The sequence below is a fragment of the Streptomyces sp. NPDC085931 genome (assembly GCF_044540565.1).
Lineage (GTDB): Bacteria > Actinomycetota > Actinomycetes > Streptomycetales > Streptomycetaceae > Streptomyces.
Genome location: NZ_JBITSK010000014.1, coordinates 66,848 through 84,383 on the forward strand (window position 1 = coordinate 66,848; position 17,536 = coordinate 84,383).

The window sequence follows — 17,536 nt, forward strand, 5'->3', positions numbered from 1 at the left end:
CGTCAGCGCGGCCGGCGGCCGGCCCGGTCAGGGCCGGCCGCCACGGTCGCGCTCCCGCAGACGGCGCAGCACGTCCTTGCCGCGCCGCCGCGCCGCCGCGTCGCACAGCGCCGCCGCCAGCAGCGGTGCCGTGCGCCGCCGGGCCAGCAGCAGCCGCTGGTTCACCACCGTCAGCGGACGCCAGTGGTGCTTGTAGGGCTCGTTGCCGCGCAGCAGGCTCAGGGTGCCGAGGGTGGCGTCCTTGGTGTGGGTGGCGGTCGAGTCCAGCAGCATGGCCGCCACGTCCGCCTTGTGCTCGCGCAACCGCGGGTGGGCGCCGTACAGATAGCCGCCCGCGAGCCGCGGCGACAGCAGCGTCAGGTCCACGGCCACCACCTCCTCGTCCAGCCGGAACTCGGTGACCACCGCGTCCCCGCCGCGCACCATCGGCCCGACCGAGCGCACCAGGTGCTCCCGGAACCGCGGCCGCAGATGCTCCGAGGTCACCTTCCGCCCCTGCCACTGCAACCGGTGCAGCTCCAGCAGCCGCAGCAGGGCCGTCTCCACCTCGGGCGGCGCGACGACCCGCCGCTGGATGCCGAGCGCGTCCAGCCGGCGCAGCTTGGCGCGCAGCCGCTGCTGGGTCTTCGACGGCAGCCGGGCGATCAGCTCGCCCATGGGGACGGCCGGCAGCTCCAGGCAGACGGAGTCGTCCACCCGGCCGCGGGGCCCGGTCCACCGCTCGTAGACCCGCTCGGCCGCTCCGCCGGGCCGCACCTCGCGCAGGTCGATCAGCGCGGTGCGGGCCGCGGCCGACAGCGCGCCGGTGAGCGCGGCCAGCGCCTCCTCGCCGTGCGCGTCGTCCAGCAGCACGTCCCCGTAGTCGGAGATCGCCCCGCCGAGCGGCACCAGCGACGGGAGCGGGCGCCGCACCAGCGTCAGCGGGGCGGCGGCGACCAGGTCACCGCTTCGCCCGTCCCGCACCAGCACCAGCCGCAGCCGGCCGCGCCCGCCGTAGGACCGCCACCAGGAGTGCAGCCAGGCGTGGCTCTGGAACGGGGTGGCGTGCGCGTACCGCCGGTGCAGCCGGTCCCAGTCGGTGGCGAGGGCCGCGAAGTCCCGCTCCCGGGTGACCAGTTCCGCCGTGTACGTCACAGCTGCCCGTGCGCGTCGGCGGCGACGGCCGGACCGGGCACGGCGGCCTGCCGCCCGGTGGTCTCCGCGGCCCGGCGGGGCCGGACCAGCACCGCCAGCCCGCCCAGCAGCCCGCCCGCGCTCGCACCGACCAGCCCGGTCACCCGGGCGGAGGCGGAGGACGGCTCGGCCGGCTCGACCGCGCGGGCGAACTGCTGCAGCTCCACGCGGGTCGACTCCTCGGTGTCGGCGGCGTGCCGGGTCAGCGCGCGGGCCACGGCGTCGGCCATGTCGGCGGCGAGGTCCGGGCGGGAGGAGGTCGCGGTGACCGACACCATGGGCGCGTCCGGCGAGGTCGCCGTGCGGACGCTCTCCCGCAGCGTCGACACGGGCACCCCCGCCCACACCTGCGCGTCCCCGAGCACCGCGAGCTGCGGGGCGACCCGGCCGTAGGCCTGGGCGAAGCCGAGGGCGGTGGCGGTGTCGGACTTCTGGGTCGGCACGGCGACGACGTAACTGGTCGCCGTGTACTGCGGGGTCCTGACCAGGCCGTACGTGCCGCCGAGCAGTCCGCCTGCCACGGCCCCGGCCGCGAGCAGCGACCAGGGGGGCAGGGACCGGGTGAGGGCGGTGACCGGGCGGTGCTGCCGTGCGGGGGTGTCGGTCATGAGGTGCGGGCTTCCTGGGGCGAGGGGGACAGGGGACGGGCGACCGCGGCGGCGTACACGTCCATCAGCCGGGCGGCGCTGCGGGTGATGCAGTAGTGGCGGGCGGCCTCGGGCACCGTGCGCTGCCCGGTGCCCCGCAGCCGTACGTCCGTCAGGGCGCGGGCGAAGGAGTCGGGGCCGCCGGTGACGCGCCGGGCGAGGGGCGCCGCCGCCGGGGGCAGGTCCTGCAGGGCGGGGCAGGAGGCGTAGAGGACCGGCAGGCCGCAGGCGAGGGCCTCCACGATCGCCAGGCCGAAGGCCTCCTCCGGGGACGGCGAGGCGAGGACGTCCATCGCGCAGGCCAGCGACGGCAGGTCGGGGCCGGGTGAGCCGTCGGGGACACAGGGGCGCTCCCCGGTGAACAGCACCCGGTCGGCGACCCCGGCGGCCCGGGCGGTGCGGCGCAGCACGTCCTCCTCCGGGCCGCCCCCGACCAGCAGCAGCCGGTGGTCCTCCGGGAGCTGGGCCAGCGCCCGGATCAGCACCCCGAAGCGCTTGCCGGGCGCGAGCCGGCCGACGGCGCCGATCACGTACGCGTCCTCCGGCAGGCCGAGCCGGCGGCGGGTCTGCGCGCGGCGGGCCGCGTCGAAGCGGAAGCGGGCCACGTCGATGCCGTTGGGCACGACCTCGATGCGCGGGCCGGGCACGCCCCAGCGCTTCAGGCGGTCGGCGACGGTGGGGGAGACGGCGACCGTGGTGCGGCCGAGGCGCTCGCCCGCCAGGTACAGCGCGCGGACCCCCGCGTTGAGCGGCCGGCCCTCCATCTGCGAGTCGCCCAGGGAGTGCTCGGTGGCGACCACCGCCCGCACCCCGGCCAGCCGCGCGGCGATCCGGCCGTACACGCAGGCGCGGTACAGGTGGGTGTGCACGAGCTGGTAGCCGCCCGCGCGGATGATCCGCACCAGCCGGGGCAGCGCGCCCAGGTCGCGGTTGCCGGCCATGCCGAGGTGGTGGACGCGCACCCCGTCCGCGCGCAGCCCGGCGGCGACCGCCCCCGGGTTGGTCAGCGTCACCACGTCGCAGTCCACGGGCAGGTGCCGCAGCAGCAGCCGCAGTTGCTGCTCGGCACCGCCCACGCCGAGACCGGTGATGATGTGCAGGGCCCTCACCGCGGCTCCTCGACGGGTCGGCGGCGCAACCGGTGCAGCCGGTACTTCAGGAACAGCCGTACGGGGGTGTCGTTCTGGCCGATGTGCACCCGGGGCAGCGCGTGCGGGCCGCCCAGCGGGCCCGGGTCGATCGCGCAGGCGTAGGTGTAGCCCGCCCGCCGTACGGCGTCGACGGCCCGCGCGTCGACCGTGCCGTAGGGGTAGCAGAAGCCGGCCGGGGGCGCGCCGGTGAGTTCCGCGAGCACGGTCCTGCTGCCCTCGGTCTCCGATCGGAGGGTGGCGTCGTCGGCCCGGGTCAGGTCGACGTGGGTCAGGCCGTGCGAGCCGATCTCGACGCCCTCGGCGGCCGCGCGCCGGACCCCCTCGGCGGTCAGCAGCGGCTTGCGCGGACCGAGCGGGTCCCAGGCGTTCTCGCCGCCGAGCCGGCCCGGGAGCACGAACAGGGTGGCGCCGCAGCCGTGGCGGCGCAGGACGGGCAGGGCCGCGGAGACGAAGTCGGCGTAGCCGTCGTCGAAGGTGAGCCCGTACAGGCCCCGCCCCTCGCCCCGGGCCCGGGCGGTGAGCAGGTCGGTCATGGACACCCCGCGCAGCCCGCGCCGCCGCAACAGCCCGAGCTGCTGGTCCAGCCGCTCGGGCGCGACCGTGATGCGGTACGGGTCGTCCGTGGGGTCGCCGACGGAGTGGTACATCGCCACGAACAGGACCGGGCCGGGTCTGGCGCGGGTGCCGGTGTCCGGGGAGTCAACGGGAGCGGCCATGAGGGAGCCTTCGTGAGACGGAACGGAGGGTGGTCAGCGCGGTGCGGCAGCCCTGGTCGCCCAGGGCCCGGCCGAGCGTGAGGAAGACGACGGCGACGGTGAGGGCGCCGGCGGCGAGGGCGGTCAGGGGCGAGCCGGGCACGCCCGCGGAGTGCGGCAGTGCGAACCGGCCGGCGGCCCAGGCACCAGCCGCCGCCGCCACGGCCGCGGCGGCCAGCGGGCGGCCCAGCCCGGCCAGGACGCGCCGGGTGCGGATCGGGATGGAGCGCGGGCCCATGCCGGCCAGCAGCAGCGCGGCGGTGACGGTGATGCCGGCCGCGTTCGCGGCGGCGATGCCCAGGACGCCCCAGGGACCCACCGCCCAGGCCCCCGCGCCGGCGGTGACGACCAGGCCCGCCACCATCGCGCCGAGCGGGTACCAGGTGACCCGGCCGGCCGAGAAGTACGAGCGGATCAGGGCCCCCACCAGGGTCTGCGCGAGCAGCCCGAGGGCGTACACGCGCATCACCCGGGCGGTCGCGGCCGTGTCCTCGGCGGTGAAGGCGCCCCGCTGGAAGAGCAGGTGGACCATGTGCGGGGCGCAGGCCACGACGACCGCGCCGCCGGCCAGCACCAGGCAGGCGGCCAGGGCCAGGTCCCGCTCCACGCGGGCGCGGGCCCGCTCGGTGTCGCCGTCGGCCAGGGCGCGGGCGACGACCGGGAAGGTGACCGTGCACAGCATCAGCGACAGGGTCATGGGGATCTGGGCGACCTTCTGCGCGTAGTTCAGGTGCGAGATGGCGCCGGCGGGCAGGGCGGAACCGAGGAACCGCTCGATCAGCACCTGGGACTGGCGGCACAGCGCGAACAGCAGGACGGCGGCGAGCAGGGCGAGCCCCATGGGCCGCCCACCGCCGACCGCACCGCCGCCCGTTTCCGCACGGCCGACCGCACCGCCGTCCGTTTCCGCGCGGCCGTTCGCGGCGCCGTCCGTTTCCGCGCGGCCGTTCGCACCGCCACCCGTTTCCGCGCGGCCGACCGCAGTGCCGCCCGTTTCCGCACGGCCGGCCGGCCCGGCGCCCCGGGCGCGCCGCAGCTCGCGCCACATCACCGGGAGTTGGGCGAGGACCATCAGGCAGCCGCCCGCGGCCACCCCGACCGCCGCCGCGCGCACGCCCCACCGGCCGCCCAGCACGAGCACGGCCGTGATGATGCCGGTGTTGTAGGCGACGTAGATCGCCGCCGGGGCGAGGAACCTGCGGTGCGCGCGCAGGGCCGCGCTGCAGTACCCGGCCAGACCGAAGGTCAGTACGCAGGTCGCGGTGAGCCGGGTGCAGTCCACGGCGAGCGCGGGATCCGGCAGGCCCGGGGCCAGGACGTCCACGAGCTGCGGGGCGCAGACGGCCAGGAGCGCGGCGACCGCGGCGAAGGCCAGCGACAGCCGGGGCAGGGTGGTGACGACCAGCGAACGGACCGGGTCCCCCTCGGCGCCCTGCGCCCGCCGGGCCAGGGCCATGCTGAACGCCGGGATCAGCGCGATGGCCAGCCCGTCCTCGATGAGCAGTGTCGCCGCGAACTCCGGCACGGTCCACGCCACGAGGAACGCGTCCGTGTCGCTCCCGGCCCCGAACATCCGCGCCAGCGACAGGTCCCGCACCAGCCCGAGCAGCGCCCCGGCAGCGGAGAACACGGCGGTGACGAACGCGGCCCGGGCGAGGAACCCACGGGTGACGGGGGCGTCGGCGGGCGCGGTCCCACCCGGGGCGGTTGGGGTGCCCGGTGTCCCGGGGCGGCTCGCGTCCGGTGCGGCCGGAACCGAGGGTTCCGCCGCCGCCGGAATCGCCGTTTCCGCCGCCGGAACCGTCGTTTCCCGCGCCGCCGGGACCGTCGCTGCCTCGCCCGTGCCGGTCTGTTCAGGCGTCAGCGTCATCGCGCCGCCGCCCCCTTCGCCAGGGCCCGGGGACCGGAGCCGGCGCCGGCCCCGTCGGACCGCGGCCGGGTGCTCGCGGCGGCCAGCCCCCACCACGCCGCCAGGCCGAAGCACATCGCCGTCAGCACCGTGGACGGGCCGCCGATGTCGGCGTAGGCGAAGTCCGTCAGCTGCCAGACCAGCAGGCCGCAGGCGACGAGGCCGCAGTCCAGGCCCGGGGCGGGGGAGCGCCGGGTCCGCCACAGGGCGCGCACCGCGCACAGCAGCAGCGCCAGCCAGCTGCCCGCCAGGGCCAGCAGCCCCAGCAGGCCCTGCTCGGACAGGATGAGCAGGTACATGTTGTGCGGGGACAGCAGCGGCTGCTTGCGGAAGGCCGCGCCCGCGCCCTCCGTGTCGCTGCCCGCCGACAGCGCCAGGGAGGCGTGCGAGTCCCGGTGCTCGGGGAAGCCCTTGAGCCCGACGCCGGTCACCGGATGCTCGCCCCACATGCCGGTGGCCGCCGCCCACATGGTGTACCGGTCGGTCACCGACTGGTCGGGCGCGTCCGTGACCCGCGTGATGCTGCTGATCCGCTCCTGCAGCATCGCCGTACCCAGTCCGAAGCCGCCCACCACGATCACGCCCACCGCGGCCAGCACCGCCCCGGCGGTCAGCGCCCGCCGCAGCCCGGACAGCAGCAGCTGCGCGGTGACCGTCACCGCCGTCGCGATCCACGCCCCGCGGCTGAAGGACAGCGCGAGCGGCGGCAGCAGCACCAGCGCGCAGGCCAGCCCGATGACCCGCTGCCGCACGGGCCCGGCGCCGAGCGCGAGACCCACCGCGCACACCAGCCCGAGCGAGACGACCGTGGCCATCCCCATCACGTCCTGCGCCCCGAACGTGCCCACCGCCCGCACCGGCCGCCCCTGGTACGAGGCGCCGGTCCCGGTCGCGTACTGGTGCACCCCGACCGCTCCCTGCCACACCGCCAGCCCCACGAACGACCAGGCCAGCAGCCGGAAGTCGGCCCGGTCGCGCAGGAGCAGCAGCACGGCCGCCGGGACCAGCACGAAGACCTGGAGGTAGCGGCCGAGGCCGGTGAGCCCCTCGCCCGGCGACACCGCCCCCATCGCCGCGACGGTGACCCCGAGCACCGGAAGTCCCAGCACCACCGCGGCCGTCGGTGACAGCGGCCGCCGCCGGTCGCGGACCAGCCGGACGGCGCAGAACAGCACGACCACCGCGGACACCGCGTCGGCCGGCCCGGCCCCGCCCTCGCCGCCCGGCCCGAGCGGCAGCGCGAGCAGGACGACGACGGCCAGCAGCGGCAGAACGGGCGCGTGCGCCCCGACCCGGGTCATCCGGCTTCAGCTCCCCGTCGGACGCACGAGTGCGGCCGCGGTCCGCAGCAGCAGGCAGACGTCCTGCCACAGCGACCAGTCGTCGATGTAGGCGTTGTCGTACCGGGCCCGGTCCTCGATCGAGGTGTCGCCGCGCAGTCCGTGCACCTGCGACAGGCCCGTGATGCCGGTCCGCACCCGGTGCCGTGCCGCGTAGCCCGGGTGGGCCTGGCCGAACTGGGCGACGAAGTAGGGGCGTTCGGGCCGCGGCCCGACCAGGCTCATGTCGCCGCGCAGCACGTTCCACAGCTGCAGCAGCTCGTCCAGCGAGGTGCGGCGCAGGAAACGGCAGAACCACGGCATCCGGCGTTCGTCCGCCACGCTCCAGCGGGTCGCCGACTCGTGCTCGTCGACCGGGCGGTGGGTGCGGAACTTCAGCAGCGTGAAGGGCCGCCCGCCCTGGCCGATCCGCTCCTGCCGGAACACCACACCGGGCCCGTCGCTCGCCCGCAGCACCACAGCGCACACCAGCAGCAGCGGGCTGACCAGCAGCAGCAGCGCCCCGGACACCACGACGTCCAGTGCCCGCTTGCCGGCGCCGCCGCGCGGTCCCGCCCCGAGGTCGAGGTGACGGCAGGAGAACCCGGCGAGCCGGTCGGGCGACCGGTACGACGGCACGTCCGGGTCGATCTCCCACACCGTGCAGCCCGACTCGGCGAGCGCCCGCAGCAGCGGCCCCTGCCCGGCCCGCACGGAGGGGTGCACGGCCAGCACCTCGCGCACCCCGTTCTGGATCAGCGCGCGCTGGACCTCCTCGCCGGTGGTGAGCACGGGCAGCCCCTCGGCGCCGTCCGGCGCGTCGGCGACGACGCCCACCGGCCGCACCCCGTAGCGGGGATGGCGCAGCACGGCCGCGGCCACCCGCTGCGCGGTGGCGGCGGGCCCGACGACGAGCGCGGCCCGCGGCCGGCGCAGCAGCTCCGCGCGCCGGTGGGCGTGCACCGCGCCGCGCCCGGCGCAGCTCACCGCGGTCTGCAGCAGGAAACCGGTGAGCAGCGTCCGGGCGGACAGCGCGTGCTGCGGGGCGTGGGCGGCCGTGAACGCCGCGAGCGCCAGCCAGGCCACGGCGATCCGGGCGCTCACGGCGGGCAGTTCGTCGAGCAGGGCCGGCACGCGCGCGCTCCGGCGGGGACGCAGCAGCAGTGTGACGGTCACCAGCACGGCCAGCAGCAGCGGGTGGCGCTGGGTGCCGGTGAGCGCGAGCGCGCCCAGCACGGCGGCGGTGCCGTCCGCGGCGAGCAGCGGCAGCGGCGACACGTGCCGGGCCGCGGACCGTCCGGCGACCGGGCGGAAACCCGCCCCGGTGCCGCGCGGCGGCAGCAGCGTCACCGGTGTGAGTCCGTGGTCCCGGGGCTGCCCGGCGGGAGGGGGGACGGTGCTTTCCGCGGTCACGAGTGGACTGACTCCCTGTGCTCGGTGGACACGGCGCGCCCGCCCAGGAGCGCGCGGTAGACGTCCGCGACCGCCTGAGCCGTGCGGCGCACGTCGTGCGTGGTCAGGACGTGCCGGCGCCCCCGGTCGCCCAGCGACGCGCGCAGCGGCGCGTCCGGCAGCAGCCCGGTGACGGCCGCGGCCAGGGCCGCCGGGGCGACGGCGGGCACCAGGCAGTGCGGCGCGAGCCCGGGCGGCAGGCTCTCCCGGGCCCCGCCCACGTCCGTCACCACCACCGGCCGCCCGCACGCCATGGCCTCCAGCGGCGCCAGGGCCATGCCCTCCCAGCGCGACGGCAGGACGACCAGGTCCGCCGCCTGGTACCAGGGCACGACGTCGGCGACGTCCCCGGCGAACCGCACCGACGGGGGTGCCAGGGCCCGCAGCCGCCCCTGGTCGGGGCCGTCGCCGACCAGCACCAGCCGCGCCTTTGGCACCTCTCGCAGCACCGACTCCCACGCCGTCAGCAGGACGTCCTGCCCCTTCTGCCGGCACAGCCGCCCCACGCAGACCACCAGCGGCACCCCGGGACCGGCATCCGGCAGCAGCCGCGCCCGTACGGTGTCCGCGGCGGCCGGGCGGAAGCGCTCGACGTCGATGCCGTTGGGCACGACGGTCCACCGCCCGCGGACCCCGGCCGTCTCCCCCCGCCGGCGTTCCGCCTCGCTCACGCAGATCACCCGCTCGGCCCAGCGCGCCCCCCACCGCTCCCAGCCGCGCGCGAGTGCCGCGGTGGTGCCGCCGACCGCCTCGAACGACCAGGCGTGCGGCTGGAACACCGTCGGGATCCGCCCCCGCACGGCGAGCCGCCCGGCCAGTCCGGCCTTGGCGCTGTGCGCGTGCACCAGATCGGGCCGGACGTCCGCGACGATCCCGGCGAGCCGCCGTACCTCGCCGCCGAGCGACGGGCCCGGCGCGCGGGTGGCCGCCCAGGGCCGCACCTGTGCGCCGAGCGCCGCGAGCCGGGCCGCCAGCGGGCTGTCGGGGCAGGCGACCGTGACGCGCAGCCCGGCGGCGAGCTGGGCCCGGGCCAGGTCCGCCACGACGCGGGCGACGCCGCCGTCCACGGGCTGGGTGACGTGCAGGACCCGTGGCGGAGGGTCGGTCGGTGACAGGTGCATGCGCGGTTTCCTCGCTCACGGACGGCGCTCGGGACGGCGGGAACGCGCCTCACTGCCGGGTACCGACAGCGCCGAAAGCCGCGCCGGCGCACGCCGCGTCCCGCTGGGCAACGAGCCGGACGGCCACCTGGTCACCACCGCCCCGCAGGGCTTCGCGGAACGTGGTCTCCCCGGGTGGCTCGTCGAAAGGACGAGCGAGGCGTCTGCGGTCCGCGCGGGACCGGCGGGTCTCGTGAGACGTGTCAGGGGGCCGTCATCGGTGCGATCTGCTTGCTGTCGGGGTGCGTTGAGAGGACCGCAACTGTAGTCGCCACCCGTACGATTGCGGAGAAACCGGGCATGTGTGTCGGAACGGTGAAGAGGGTTGTCCCGGTCAGATCACTCCTTTGGCGGCACAACTCGCGCGCACGCCACGCGTTGACACAGCGCCGGGCATCCGCCCGGATGTTTGTGTCAACCCCAAGGAGCACCTCTCCATGTCGCGTATCGCGAAGGGCCTGGTCCTGACCTCCGCTGCCGCTGCCGCTGTCGCGGGCAGCACCGGCATCGCCGCCGCCGACGCCGGCGCGCAGGCCGCCGCCGCCCACTCCCCGGGCGTGCTGTCCGGCAACGTCGTCCAGGTTCCGCTGCACATCCCGGTCAACGTCTGCGGCAACACGGTCGACATCATCGGCCTGCTGAACCCGGCGTTCGGCAACGAGTGCGAAAACGACTGACGTCGTCGCGGAACCCCGACCGGCCGCCTTCCCGCAGGACCATGCGGGCGGGCGGCCGGTTCGCGTCATGCGGCCGGTTGCCCCGAACGGGGGCGGGTGCGCCGTCCGCCGGCCGCCCGCGCGCAGGCCGCCTCACCAGGGGGGACGCCGCGGGTTCGCGGACAAGGGGCTGACCTGGTGCGTTCGCTCGGTTGCGGAGCGTTGCGGCCGCTCGCACGGTGGGCACAAGATCCGACGCACCACCGAAAGGAACCCCCATGCGTCTGCCCGCACGGCGAATCGCGACCCCCGCACTCTGCGCCACGCTGCTGCTCGCGGTCACCGGGCCCGTGGCCGCGGCCGCCGACGGCGCCGCCGCCCCGGAGCGCGCCACCACGGCGTCCCGGGCTCCCGTCCCCGACGCGGACGCACTGCTCGGCCAGGTCGAGGGCCTGGGCGACCTCGGTGGCGTGCTCACCCCGGTGGCCGACCTGCTGACCGCCGTGCTCAAGGCGGACGGCGGGCAACTGCCGCCCTCCCAGGCGGCCGAACTCAGCACCTCGGTGCAGGACGCCATCGACCATGCCACCGCCTCCCCGGCCGCGACCGCGCCCGGCACCACCGCCCCGAGCGGCCCCCTGCCGCAGGCCAGCACCCTGCCCGCGCCCGTCGAGGACCGCGCCGAGGTATCGGAAGGGCTCGTGGCCGAGGCGCTCGCCGCCCTGGAGAAGGCCACCGGCGGTCTGCTCAAGGCCGTCACCTCCGGCGAGAGCGCCCAGGTCACACCGGCCGTCAACGCCGTGGTCACGGGCCTGGTCAACACCGTCGCCGCGACCCTGGTCGGCAGCGAGCTGCCCGCCCCCGACCTGGCCGGCCTGTCCTCGCTGCCGAAGGCCCCCTGAGCACCGGGCCCCCGCCCGTCCCGAAGCCGTGCCGGTCCCCTCGGACCGGCACGGCTTCTCGCTATGGCTCTTGCTGCGGCTTCTTGCTGGGGCTTCCCGTTGCGGCCTCCTGTTCCGGCTTTCTGTTCCGGCTTTCTGTTTCAGCGACTCATATGACGTTCCGGCGACGGGGTTTCCGCTCCGCACAGGCCTCGTTAGGCACGGCGTCGGAAATTCCCCCTAACGGTGACCCGAGTCGCCCAGGAAAGGACCACGATGAAGTCCCTGAAGGCCGCCGCCGTCGTTGCCGGTTCCCTCGCCGTCGTCGCGGGCGCCGCACCCGCGCACGCCGACTACGACCCCGCGCACGTCACCCCCACCAGCCTCAACGGCGCCGTCAACGCCCTCACCCGCGAGCCCATCGACCCGATGCCGCTCAAGCACCAGTCGAACGCGCTCGACACCGAGAACGAGGACTCCGTGCTCAGCACCGTCAAGAAGGCGACGACCAAGCTGAACTCCAGCCGCGGTCTGCTCGGCGGTCTCCCCCTGTCGAAGTGACCCCACCGTCCCCCGCGGCGGCGCCTTCGGGTTCCCCGACCCGATGCCGCAACGGGGCGCCCGGTCCGTCGTATTACTGCGGCAGTCGGGGGAATTGTGCGCTGGTGCGTCTCCCCGGCTCGTTACTCGGTACGCACGCTGAGCCCCGACACGCGAAAGGGACCGTACCCCTGATGAAGTCGACCACCCGAGGAACCCTCGCCGCAGTGATCACGTGTGTGGCGGCCGCGGCCGGCGCCGCCACCGCGACCCCCGCCGCCGCGGTCGGCACGGTCCCCGTCCCCGTGCCGCTCGGCGGCGCCGAGAAGGCCCTCAACGTGGAACTGCCCGAAGCCACCGGGCAGCTCCCCGTGCCCGTACCCGGCTCGCCCGACGGGCCGCGCTACGTCGAGGGCCGGCTCATCCCCGAGCGGGCGATCCCGCAGCTCCCGGTGCACGGCGGACTGCCCGGCGCCGACCTGCGCGCCCCCCTGCCGCACGTCCTCGGCGCCGGCTTCGACCACGTCGGTGTCGACGCCCCCGCCTCCGACCTGCGCACCCTGGCCCCGGGCCTGTCCGTCGACGCCCCGCTCAGCTCGCCCAACGCCGACGGCTTCGGCCTGCCCCAGGCGAAGCTGCCGCAGGCGGGCGTGCTGACCCCGCTGGTGCAGACGGTCCCGACCGCCGACCTGGGCGTCGGCCCCGGCCTGTAGGTCCCGGCCGTAGCGGGAGTTCTCGTGTGGCCCTCGCGGCGGTGACCGCGGGGGCCTTCGGGCGGTTACCGCTACGACAGCCCGAGCGGATTGAGGAGCACAGCATGGTCGTAGGGGTCGGCGGAGTACCGGTGGGCGCGCAGGCGGGGCCGGCACCGGAGGGTGACGGGCGGCGGACGCGGCGGGGCCTGATGCGCGGGCTCGTGGCCGTGGCACTCGGCGCCGCGGCCGTGCCCGTCGTCGCGGTCTCCCGGTCCGGGGAGTCCGCGCTGTCCGGGGGCAAGAACACGGACGTGCTCGCCGGGGACGGCATGTTCGAGGAGGTCTACCGGGGCCGCCGCATCCGGGGCGTGCCGGTGCCCTCCCCGGAGCGGACCGCAACGGACGTGGAGTGGCACGTCACCGTGGACGGCCGGCCGCTGCACCTGATGCGCCGCGCCGACGGCAGCTGGCTCAGCATGGTCGACCACTACCGCTCCTACCCCACCCCCCTGGCCGCGACCCGCGCGGCCGTCGACGAGCTCGGCCCCGGGCGGCACCTGCGCGACCTGCCCGGCCACGGCCCCGGCCGGCACCAGGAGGGGGGCCCTCATGGTGTACACGCGTAAGGACGTCAGCACGCTGACCCGCACCGAGAAGCGCCGGTTCGTGAAGGCGATGCTGGAGGTGAAACGGCGCGGCGAATACGACGAGTTCGTCCGCACGCACATCGAGTACTACACCGCCGACGGCGAGGACGGTCTGCGCACCGCCCACATGGCGCCCTCGTTCCTGCCCTGGCACCGGCGGTTCCTGCTGGAGCTGGAGCGGGCCCTGCGCAAGGTCGACGCGTCGGTGTCGGTGCCGTACTGGGACTGGACGCGCGACCGCTCGCCCACGTCCACGCCCTGGACCGCGGACCTCCTCGGTGGCAACGGACGGCGCTCCGACCGCCAGGTGACGACCGGGCCGTTCGCCTACGCGGAGGGCAACTGGACGCTCAAGGAGGGCGTCACCGACGAGGAGTTCCTCACCCGTGACCTCGGCCGCGCCCGCGACCCGATCCAGCTGCCGACCAGGAGCGAACTGGAGTGGGCCCTCAAGGACCCGCTCTACGACGCCTCGCCCTGGGACTCGACGGTCACCAAGGGCTTCCGCAACAAGCTGGAGGGCTGGGGCACCGGACGGGGCAGCGCCTCCTGGCACAACCACAACCGGGTGCACCGCTGGGTCGGCGGGGCCATGGTCGGCGGCGCCTCGGTCAACGACCCGGTCTTCTGGATGCACCACGCCTTCATCGACCTGGTGTGGTCCCGCTGGCAGCGGCGCCACCGGGAGCACCGCTATCTGCCGGCGAAGCCGCCCGGGCCGAGCAGCGCGCAGTACCGGCGGGTCGTGGCGCGGCACGAGAAGCTGCCGCCGTGGGACGTGAGCCCCGAGCAGCTGGAGGACCACGGGCGGATCTACCGCTACGCCTGACACGGCTCCGGCCTCACCGGGCCGCTGACGCGGCAAAGCTCACCGGCCCGATGGCGCGGCGAGGCTCACCGGCCCGGCGAAGCGGAAAAGCCCCGGCGCTCTAGGTGCCGGGGCTTTTCCGTGGGTGCACGCGGGGTGCGAACGGCTCAGTGACCGTACCCGTAACCACCCTTGTGGCCCTTGTGGTCGTCCTTGTTCTCGCACTCGTTGCCGAATGCGGGGTTCAGCAGGCCGATGACGTTGACCGTGTTGCCGCACAGGTTGATCGGGATGTGGACCGGGACCTGCAGGACGTTGCCCGACAGGACGCCCGGCGACCCGACGGCCGCGGCCTGGGCACCCGCGTCGGCCAGGGCCAGACCGGCCCCGCTGACCATCACGGCACCCGTGCCCAGCGCGACGCCGGCTGCCTTCGCGATGCGAGACATCACGTTCTCCTTCTGACTCGGTGAGCAGGCGGCAGGTGGAGCCGCCGTGCTCCCCGTTCAACGCGCCCGCTCACGCCGGGTCACGGCGATCATGCCCGGATCACCCGTCTTGAAGGCATGTCAGGGCAGCCGGCGCACCGGGGAGCCGTCGAGGAACGCCCGGATGTCCTCCACGGCCTGGCCGTAGTAGGTCGTGTAGTTGGCACGCGAGACGTAGCCCAGGTGCGGGGTGGCGAGCAGGCGCGGGGCGGTGCGCACGGGGTGATCCCCGGGCAGCGGCTCGATGTCGAAGACGTCGAGGCCCGCGCCCGCGATCCGGCCGGCGTGCAGGGCGTCGAGCAGCGCGTCCTGGTCGACGATCGCCGCGCGGGAGGTGTTCACCAGGTAGGCGGTCGGCTTGAGCAGGGCGAGCTCGGCGGGCCCGAGCAGGCCGCGGGTGCGGTCGCTCAGCGCGAGGTGGACCGACACGAAGTCGCTGTCGGCGAGCAGCTGCTCCTTGGAGGCTGCGAGTTCCACGCCGACCTCCTCGGCCCGTTCCGGGGTGAGGTTCCGGCTCCAGGCGCAGACCCGCATGCCGAAGGCGAGGCCCACCTGGGCGACCCGGCTGCCGATCTTCCCCAGGCCGAGGAGCCCGAGGCGACGGCCGTGCAGATCGGCGCCGACGGTGCTCTGCCAGGGGCCGCCCGAGCGCAGGGCGTTGCTCTCCTCGACGATGCCCCGGGCGAGGCCGAGCAGCAGCGCCCAGGTCAGTTCGACGGGCGGGGTGGAGGAGCTGGCCGTGCCGCACACCGTGACGCCGTGCGCCTCGGCGGCCGCGTAGTCGATGACGGAGTTGCGCATGCCGGAGGCGACGAGCAGTCTCAGCCGGGGCAGCCGGGCGATCAGCGAGCCGGGGAACGGCACGCGCTCGCGCAGGGTCACGACGATGTCGAACGCGGCGAGGGCGTCGGCCAGGGCGTCCTCGCCGTCGAAGTGCCGGTCGAACGACACGACCTCCACGTCGTCGGCGACGGCCGACCAGTCGGCGACCTCGGTCGCCACCTTCTGGAAGTCGTCCAGCACAGCACAGCGCAGCCGCACGGCATGCCCCTTTCACGGACCGTCATCGGGGTCCCATGATCACGCCTTCGAGGGAACACGGGAATGCCTCCGCCCGCGCCCGGCCCGGCACCGGCTCACCGCGCGGCCCCGAAGCCGCGCAGGGGATCGGACCCGGACGCTGCTCAGCGGGCGCCGCGAGGGCCGTTGCCGCGGGGATCGTTCTCCTCGTACCAGCGTTCCTCCTCGCGCCGGCCCTCGGCGCTCATGGAGTACTTGAAGGTGCCGAGGAGCACGGCCAGCGTGAAGCCGCCGAAGGCCAGCAGGAGAAGGAACGACAGGACGGCACTGACGACGGCGGTGATGACGCCCCACAGCACATACCCGAGCACGGCGACCGTCACGAGCTTGGCGAGGAAGTGCCAGGGCTGCGGAATCCGGCGGTACGGCCTGGGCAGCCGGGCCAGGACGGACAGCAGGGCCGTCAGCACCCTGTCCTCGCCCCGGCCCGGGCTCGGCCCCGTCGGCTGAGGACGGACCCGCCCTCGCGGCGCGCCGGGGCGTGGGCTGCGTCGGCGTGACGTCATCATGTGCCTTCCCTGGCGCGGAGAAACGCCGCCCCGTCCCGGAGGCGGAGGGCGCGCGTTCCCGTCCCTCTGGAGCGAGGGACGGGACAGCGATGCTAGGGAAGGGGCGGTCTGCGACATCGCCCGATGACCAGGACACCGCACCACTTGGTCGAAACCGACCGGAGAAGGACTCCGGACGCCGTGTACGGCCCGGATCCGTTCGATCTGTTCGATCCGTTCGACCCGTCCACCGCCGGTCAGTCTCCGGCAGGCGTCTCCCGGCGCCGCAGCACGATCAGCGTCGCCCCGCCGATCACGACCAGGCCGATGGCGATGCCGCCGATCAGGGGCGTCAGGCCCGAGCCGCCGGTCTCGGCGAGGTTGGTGTCCGCGGCGGCACCCAGCACGGCCGGGCTCGGTTCGGTCAGCGTCCGCGTGCCGGTGTCCGGCTCGGCGCCCTGGACCTGGCAGTCCAGCATGCCGGTGAAGCGCTGGGCGAGGCCGCCGGGGCCGTGGACGGTGAAGTCGTAGGCCTGGTCCTCCTGGAGGGGGACCGTGATCGTCCTGGTCTCACCGGGGGCGATGGTGTGCTCCAGGCCGACCAGGTCGAACGTGAACGGCTCGTCGCCCTTGTTGGCCGCGATGACGTCCACGCCGCCTTCGGCGCAGTTCTTCTCCGCCGACAGGGCCGGGATCGCGCCCTCCTTCGCCCAGGCCGCCCCGGCCGTCGCCGACACCGTCGACTCGCTGGAGCCGGCCAGGATCTGCGTCTGGCTGCGGCTTTCGGAGGCGAAGGCGCGGCCGACCGGCACGGTCGTCGAGGCCTGCACGGTCAGTTCCGCCGAACCGGCCGCCGCGTCCTCGGGCACCTCGAAGAACACCTGCCCGCCGTCGGTCGCCGAGGTGACCTCCCGGCCACGCCGGTCGACGATGCGCACCCCCGTCGTGGCGGCGTCCGCCGGCGGGGTGAGCGTCGCGGCACCGGCGTTGGTGCGCACCGTCACCGGGCCGATCCGCTCGCCCGGCCGGCCGGAGACGGCCGGCGGGTCGAGGACCAGCGAGGCCTGGGGCTCGGGCAGGGCGCGCGCGCTCTTGTGCAGGTAGTCGGCGAGCTGCTCGGCCTGGGGGTCGAGCGCGTCGACGGCCACGTCGTCCGAGTAGCGCCAGATCGCCACCTGCGTGCCGGCCGCCGCGTCCTGCTCGGTCAGCGCGCCCCGGACCCCGGCCTTCCGGGCGAGCGCCGCGAGGTCGTTGACCTGCGGGTAGGAGTTCTGCAGGATCCAGCGGATCCGGCCGGCGTCCTTGTTGGCGCCCAGCGACGTGCCGCTCCAGGGCGTCTCGTGGTACTTGGCGTCCCGCTGCGTCGGGTTGTGGAGGTCGACGCAGTACGTCTGCAGCGTGCCGCCGCCCTCGACGGACATCTCGAACAGGCCTGCCGAGACCTGCTGTTCGCCGTCGGCGCCGTGTATGACGGCGGTGCCGTACGTCTTGAGCCCGGCTATCGTCGCGGCCGCTCCGCCCTGGCTGCGCGTCGTCTCGTCGGCGGCGGCCGGGCCGGCACCGGCCAGCGCGCCCGCGGCGACGAGCCCGGTCACCAGCGTCGTGGCGGCGAAACGGGCCGCCCCTCGCCTGCGTGCGAACACCGCCGACAACGAAGCAAACACCACATCTCCTTCGAGTGGGACCC

General features: G+C 75.5%; 18 protein-coding genes. 6 read left to right on the forward strand and 12 right to left on the reverse strand.

Features of this window, described 5'->3' with window-relative positions; translation table 11 throughout:
* Positions 1–27 precede the first annotated feature (27 nt).
* The 8 genes from ACIGAN_RS27080 to ACIGAN_RS27115 are packed head-to-tail and all read right to left on the reverse strand — an operon-like array spanning position 28 to position 9,527.
* Positions 28–1,134, reverse strand: coding sequence for a GNAT family N-acetyltransferase (locus ACIGAN_RS27080; RefSeq protein WP_399861478.1), 1,107 nt, complete (start codon positions 1,132–1,134; stop codon positions 28–30).
* Positions 1,131–1,781 carry a lipopolysaccharide biosynthesis protein gene (locus tag ACIGAN_RS27085; protein WP_365099837.1) on the reverse strand — a complete coding sequence of 217 codons (651 nt, stop codon included), beginning with the start codon at positions 1,779–1,781 and terminating at the stop codon, positions 1,131–1,133. The genes ACIGAN_RS27080 and ACIGAN_RS27085 overlap by 4 nt, the downstream gene beginning before the upstream one ends.
* Positions 1,778–2,929: a glycosyltransferase gene (locus ACIGAN_RS27090; protein ID WP_399861480.1), complete on the reverse strand. Its 1,152-nt coding sequence runs from the start codon at positions 2,927–2,929 to the stop codon at positions 1,778–1,780. Before ACIGAN_RS27090 ends, ACIGAN_RS27085 begins: the two co-directional genes overlap by 4 nt.
* Entirely contained in the window at positions 2,926–3,687 is a 762-nt protein-coding gene (locus ACIGAN_RS27095; RefSeq protein ID WP_365744630.1) for a polysaccharide deacetylase family protein, read from the reverse strand. Before ACIGAN_RS27095 ends, ACIGAN_RS27090 begins: the two co-directional genes overlap by 4 nt.
* On the reverse strand, positions 3,671–5,596 hold the full coding sequence (gene murJ / locus ACIGAN_RS27100; RefSeq protein WP_399861483.1) for a murein biosynthesis integral membrane protein MurJ: 1,926 nt from the start codon (positions 5,594–5,596) through the stop codon (positions 3,671–3,673). The genes ACIGAN_RS27095 and murJ overlap by 17 nt, the downstream gene beginning before the upstream one ends.
* Positions 5,593–6,936, reverse strand: coding sequence for an O-antigen ligase family protein (locus ACIGAN_RS27105; RefSeq protein ID WP_399861486.1), 1,344 nt, complete (start codon positions 6,934–6,936; stop codon positions 5,593–5,595). The genes murJ and ACIGAN_RS27105 overlap by 4 nt, the downstream gene beginning before the upstream one ends.
* A 6-nt stretch (positions 6,937–6,942) precedes the next feature.
* Positions 6,943–8,367 (reverse strand): exopolysaccharide biosynthesis polyprenyl glycosylphosphotransferase, encoded by a 1,425-nt coding sequence (locus ACIGAN_RS27110; protein WP_399861489.1) that lies wholly within the window; start codon positions 8,365–8,367, stop codon positions 6,943–6,945.
* Positions 8,364–9,527 (reverse strand): glycosyltransferase family 4 protein, encoded by a 1,164-nt coding sequence (locus ACIGAN_RS27115; RefSeq protein WP_399861491.1) that lies wholly within the window; start codon positions 9,525–9,527, stop codon positions 8,364–8,366. Before ACIGAN_RS27115 ends, ACIGAN_RS27110 begins: the two co-directional genes overlap by 4 nt.
* 476 nt (positions 9,528–10,003) lie before the next feature.
* Between ACIGAN_RS27115 and chpG the strand changes: the two genes are divergently transcribed.
* The 6 genes from chpG (at position 10,004) to ACIGAN_RS27145 (ending at position 13,814) form a co-directional block, all read left to right on the forward strand.
* Positions 10,004–10,243 (forward strand): chaplin ChpG, encoded by a 240-nt coding sequence (gene chpG / locus ACIGAN_RS27120; protein ID WP_062926927.1) that lies wholly within the window; start codon positions 10,004–10,006, stop codon positions 10,241–10,243.
* A 257-nt stretch (positions 10,244–10,500) separates the two neighbouring features.
* A complete protein-coding gene (locus tag ACIGAN_RS27125) occupies positions 10,501–11,124 on the forward strand; it encodes a hypothetical protein (protein ID WP_365744620.1) in 624 nt (207 codons plus the stop codon).
* A gap of 255 nt (positions 11,125–11,379) precedes the next feature.
* Positions 11,380–11,664, forward strand: a complete 285-nt coding sequence (locus ACIGAN_RS27130; RefSeq protein WP_365098677.1) for a hypothetical protein — start codon at positions 11,380–11,382, stop codon at positions 11,662–11,664.
* A gap of 173 nt (positions 11,665–11,837) precedes the next feature.
* Positions 11,838–12,356: a hypothetical protein gene (locus ACIGAN_RS27135; RefSeq protein WP_365744618.1), complete on the forward strand. Its 519-nt coding sequence runs from the start codon at positions 11,838–11,840 to the stop codon at positions 12,354–12,356.
* 104 nt (positions 12,357–12,460) lie between these two features.
* The gene (locus ACIGAN_RS27140) at positions 12,461–12,964 is read left to right on the forward strand and encodes a tyrosinase family oxidase copper chaperone (protein WP_365744616.1); all 504 of its coding nucleotides are present in this window, start codon (positions 12,461–12,463) and stop codon (positions 12,962–12,964) included.
* Complete coding sequence (locus ACIGAN_RS27145; RefSeq protein WP_365744614.1) at positions 12,948–13,814, forward strand: tyrosinase family protein; 867 nt, start codon at positions 12,948–12,950, stop codon at positions 13,812–13,814. The genes ACIGAN_RS27140 and ACIGAN_RS27145 overlap by 17 nt, the downstream gene beginning before the upstream one ends.
* A 146-nt stretch (positions 13,815–13,960) precedes the next feature.
* Here ACIGAN_RS27145 and ACIGAN_RS27150 read toward each other — a convergent pair whose 3' ends face one another.
* From ACIGAN_RS27150 to ACIGAN_RS27165, 4 genes are all read right to left on the reverse strand, one after another.
* The gene (locus tag ACIGAN_RS27150; protein WP_365098669.1) at positions 13,961–14,242 is read right to left on the reverse strand and encodes a chaplin; all 282 of its coding nucleotides are present in this window, start codon (positions 14,240–14,242) and stop codon (positions 13,961–13,963) included.
* Positions 14,243–14,362: 120 nt separating this feature from the next.
* A complete protein-coding gene (locus ACIGAN_RS27155; RefSeq protein ID WP_399861495.1) occupies positions 14,363–15,322 on the reverse strand; it encodes a D-2-hydroxyacid dehydrogenase family protein in 960 nt (319 codons plus the stop codon).
* A 143-nt stretch (positions 15,323–15,465) separates the two neighbouring features.
* Positions 15,466–15,771, reverse strand: a complete 306-nt coding sequence (locus ACIGAN_RS27160; RefSeq protein ID WP_365098665.1) for a hypothetical protein — start codon at positions 15,769–15,771, stop codon at positions 15,466–15,468.
* Positions 15,772–16,106: 335 nt separating this feature from the next.
* Positions 16,107–17,513, reverse strand: a complete 1,407-nt coding sequence (locus tag ACIGAN_RS27165; RefSeq protein ID WP_399861498.1) for a Cys-Gln thioester bond-forming surface protein — start codon at positions 17,511–17,513, stop codon at positions 16,107–16,109.
* Positions 17,514–17,536: the final 23 nt, after the last annotated feature.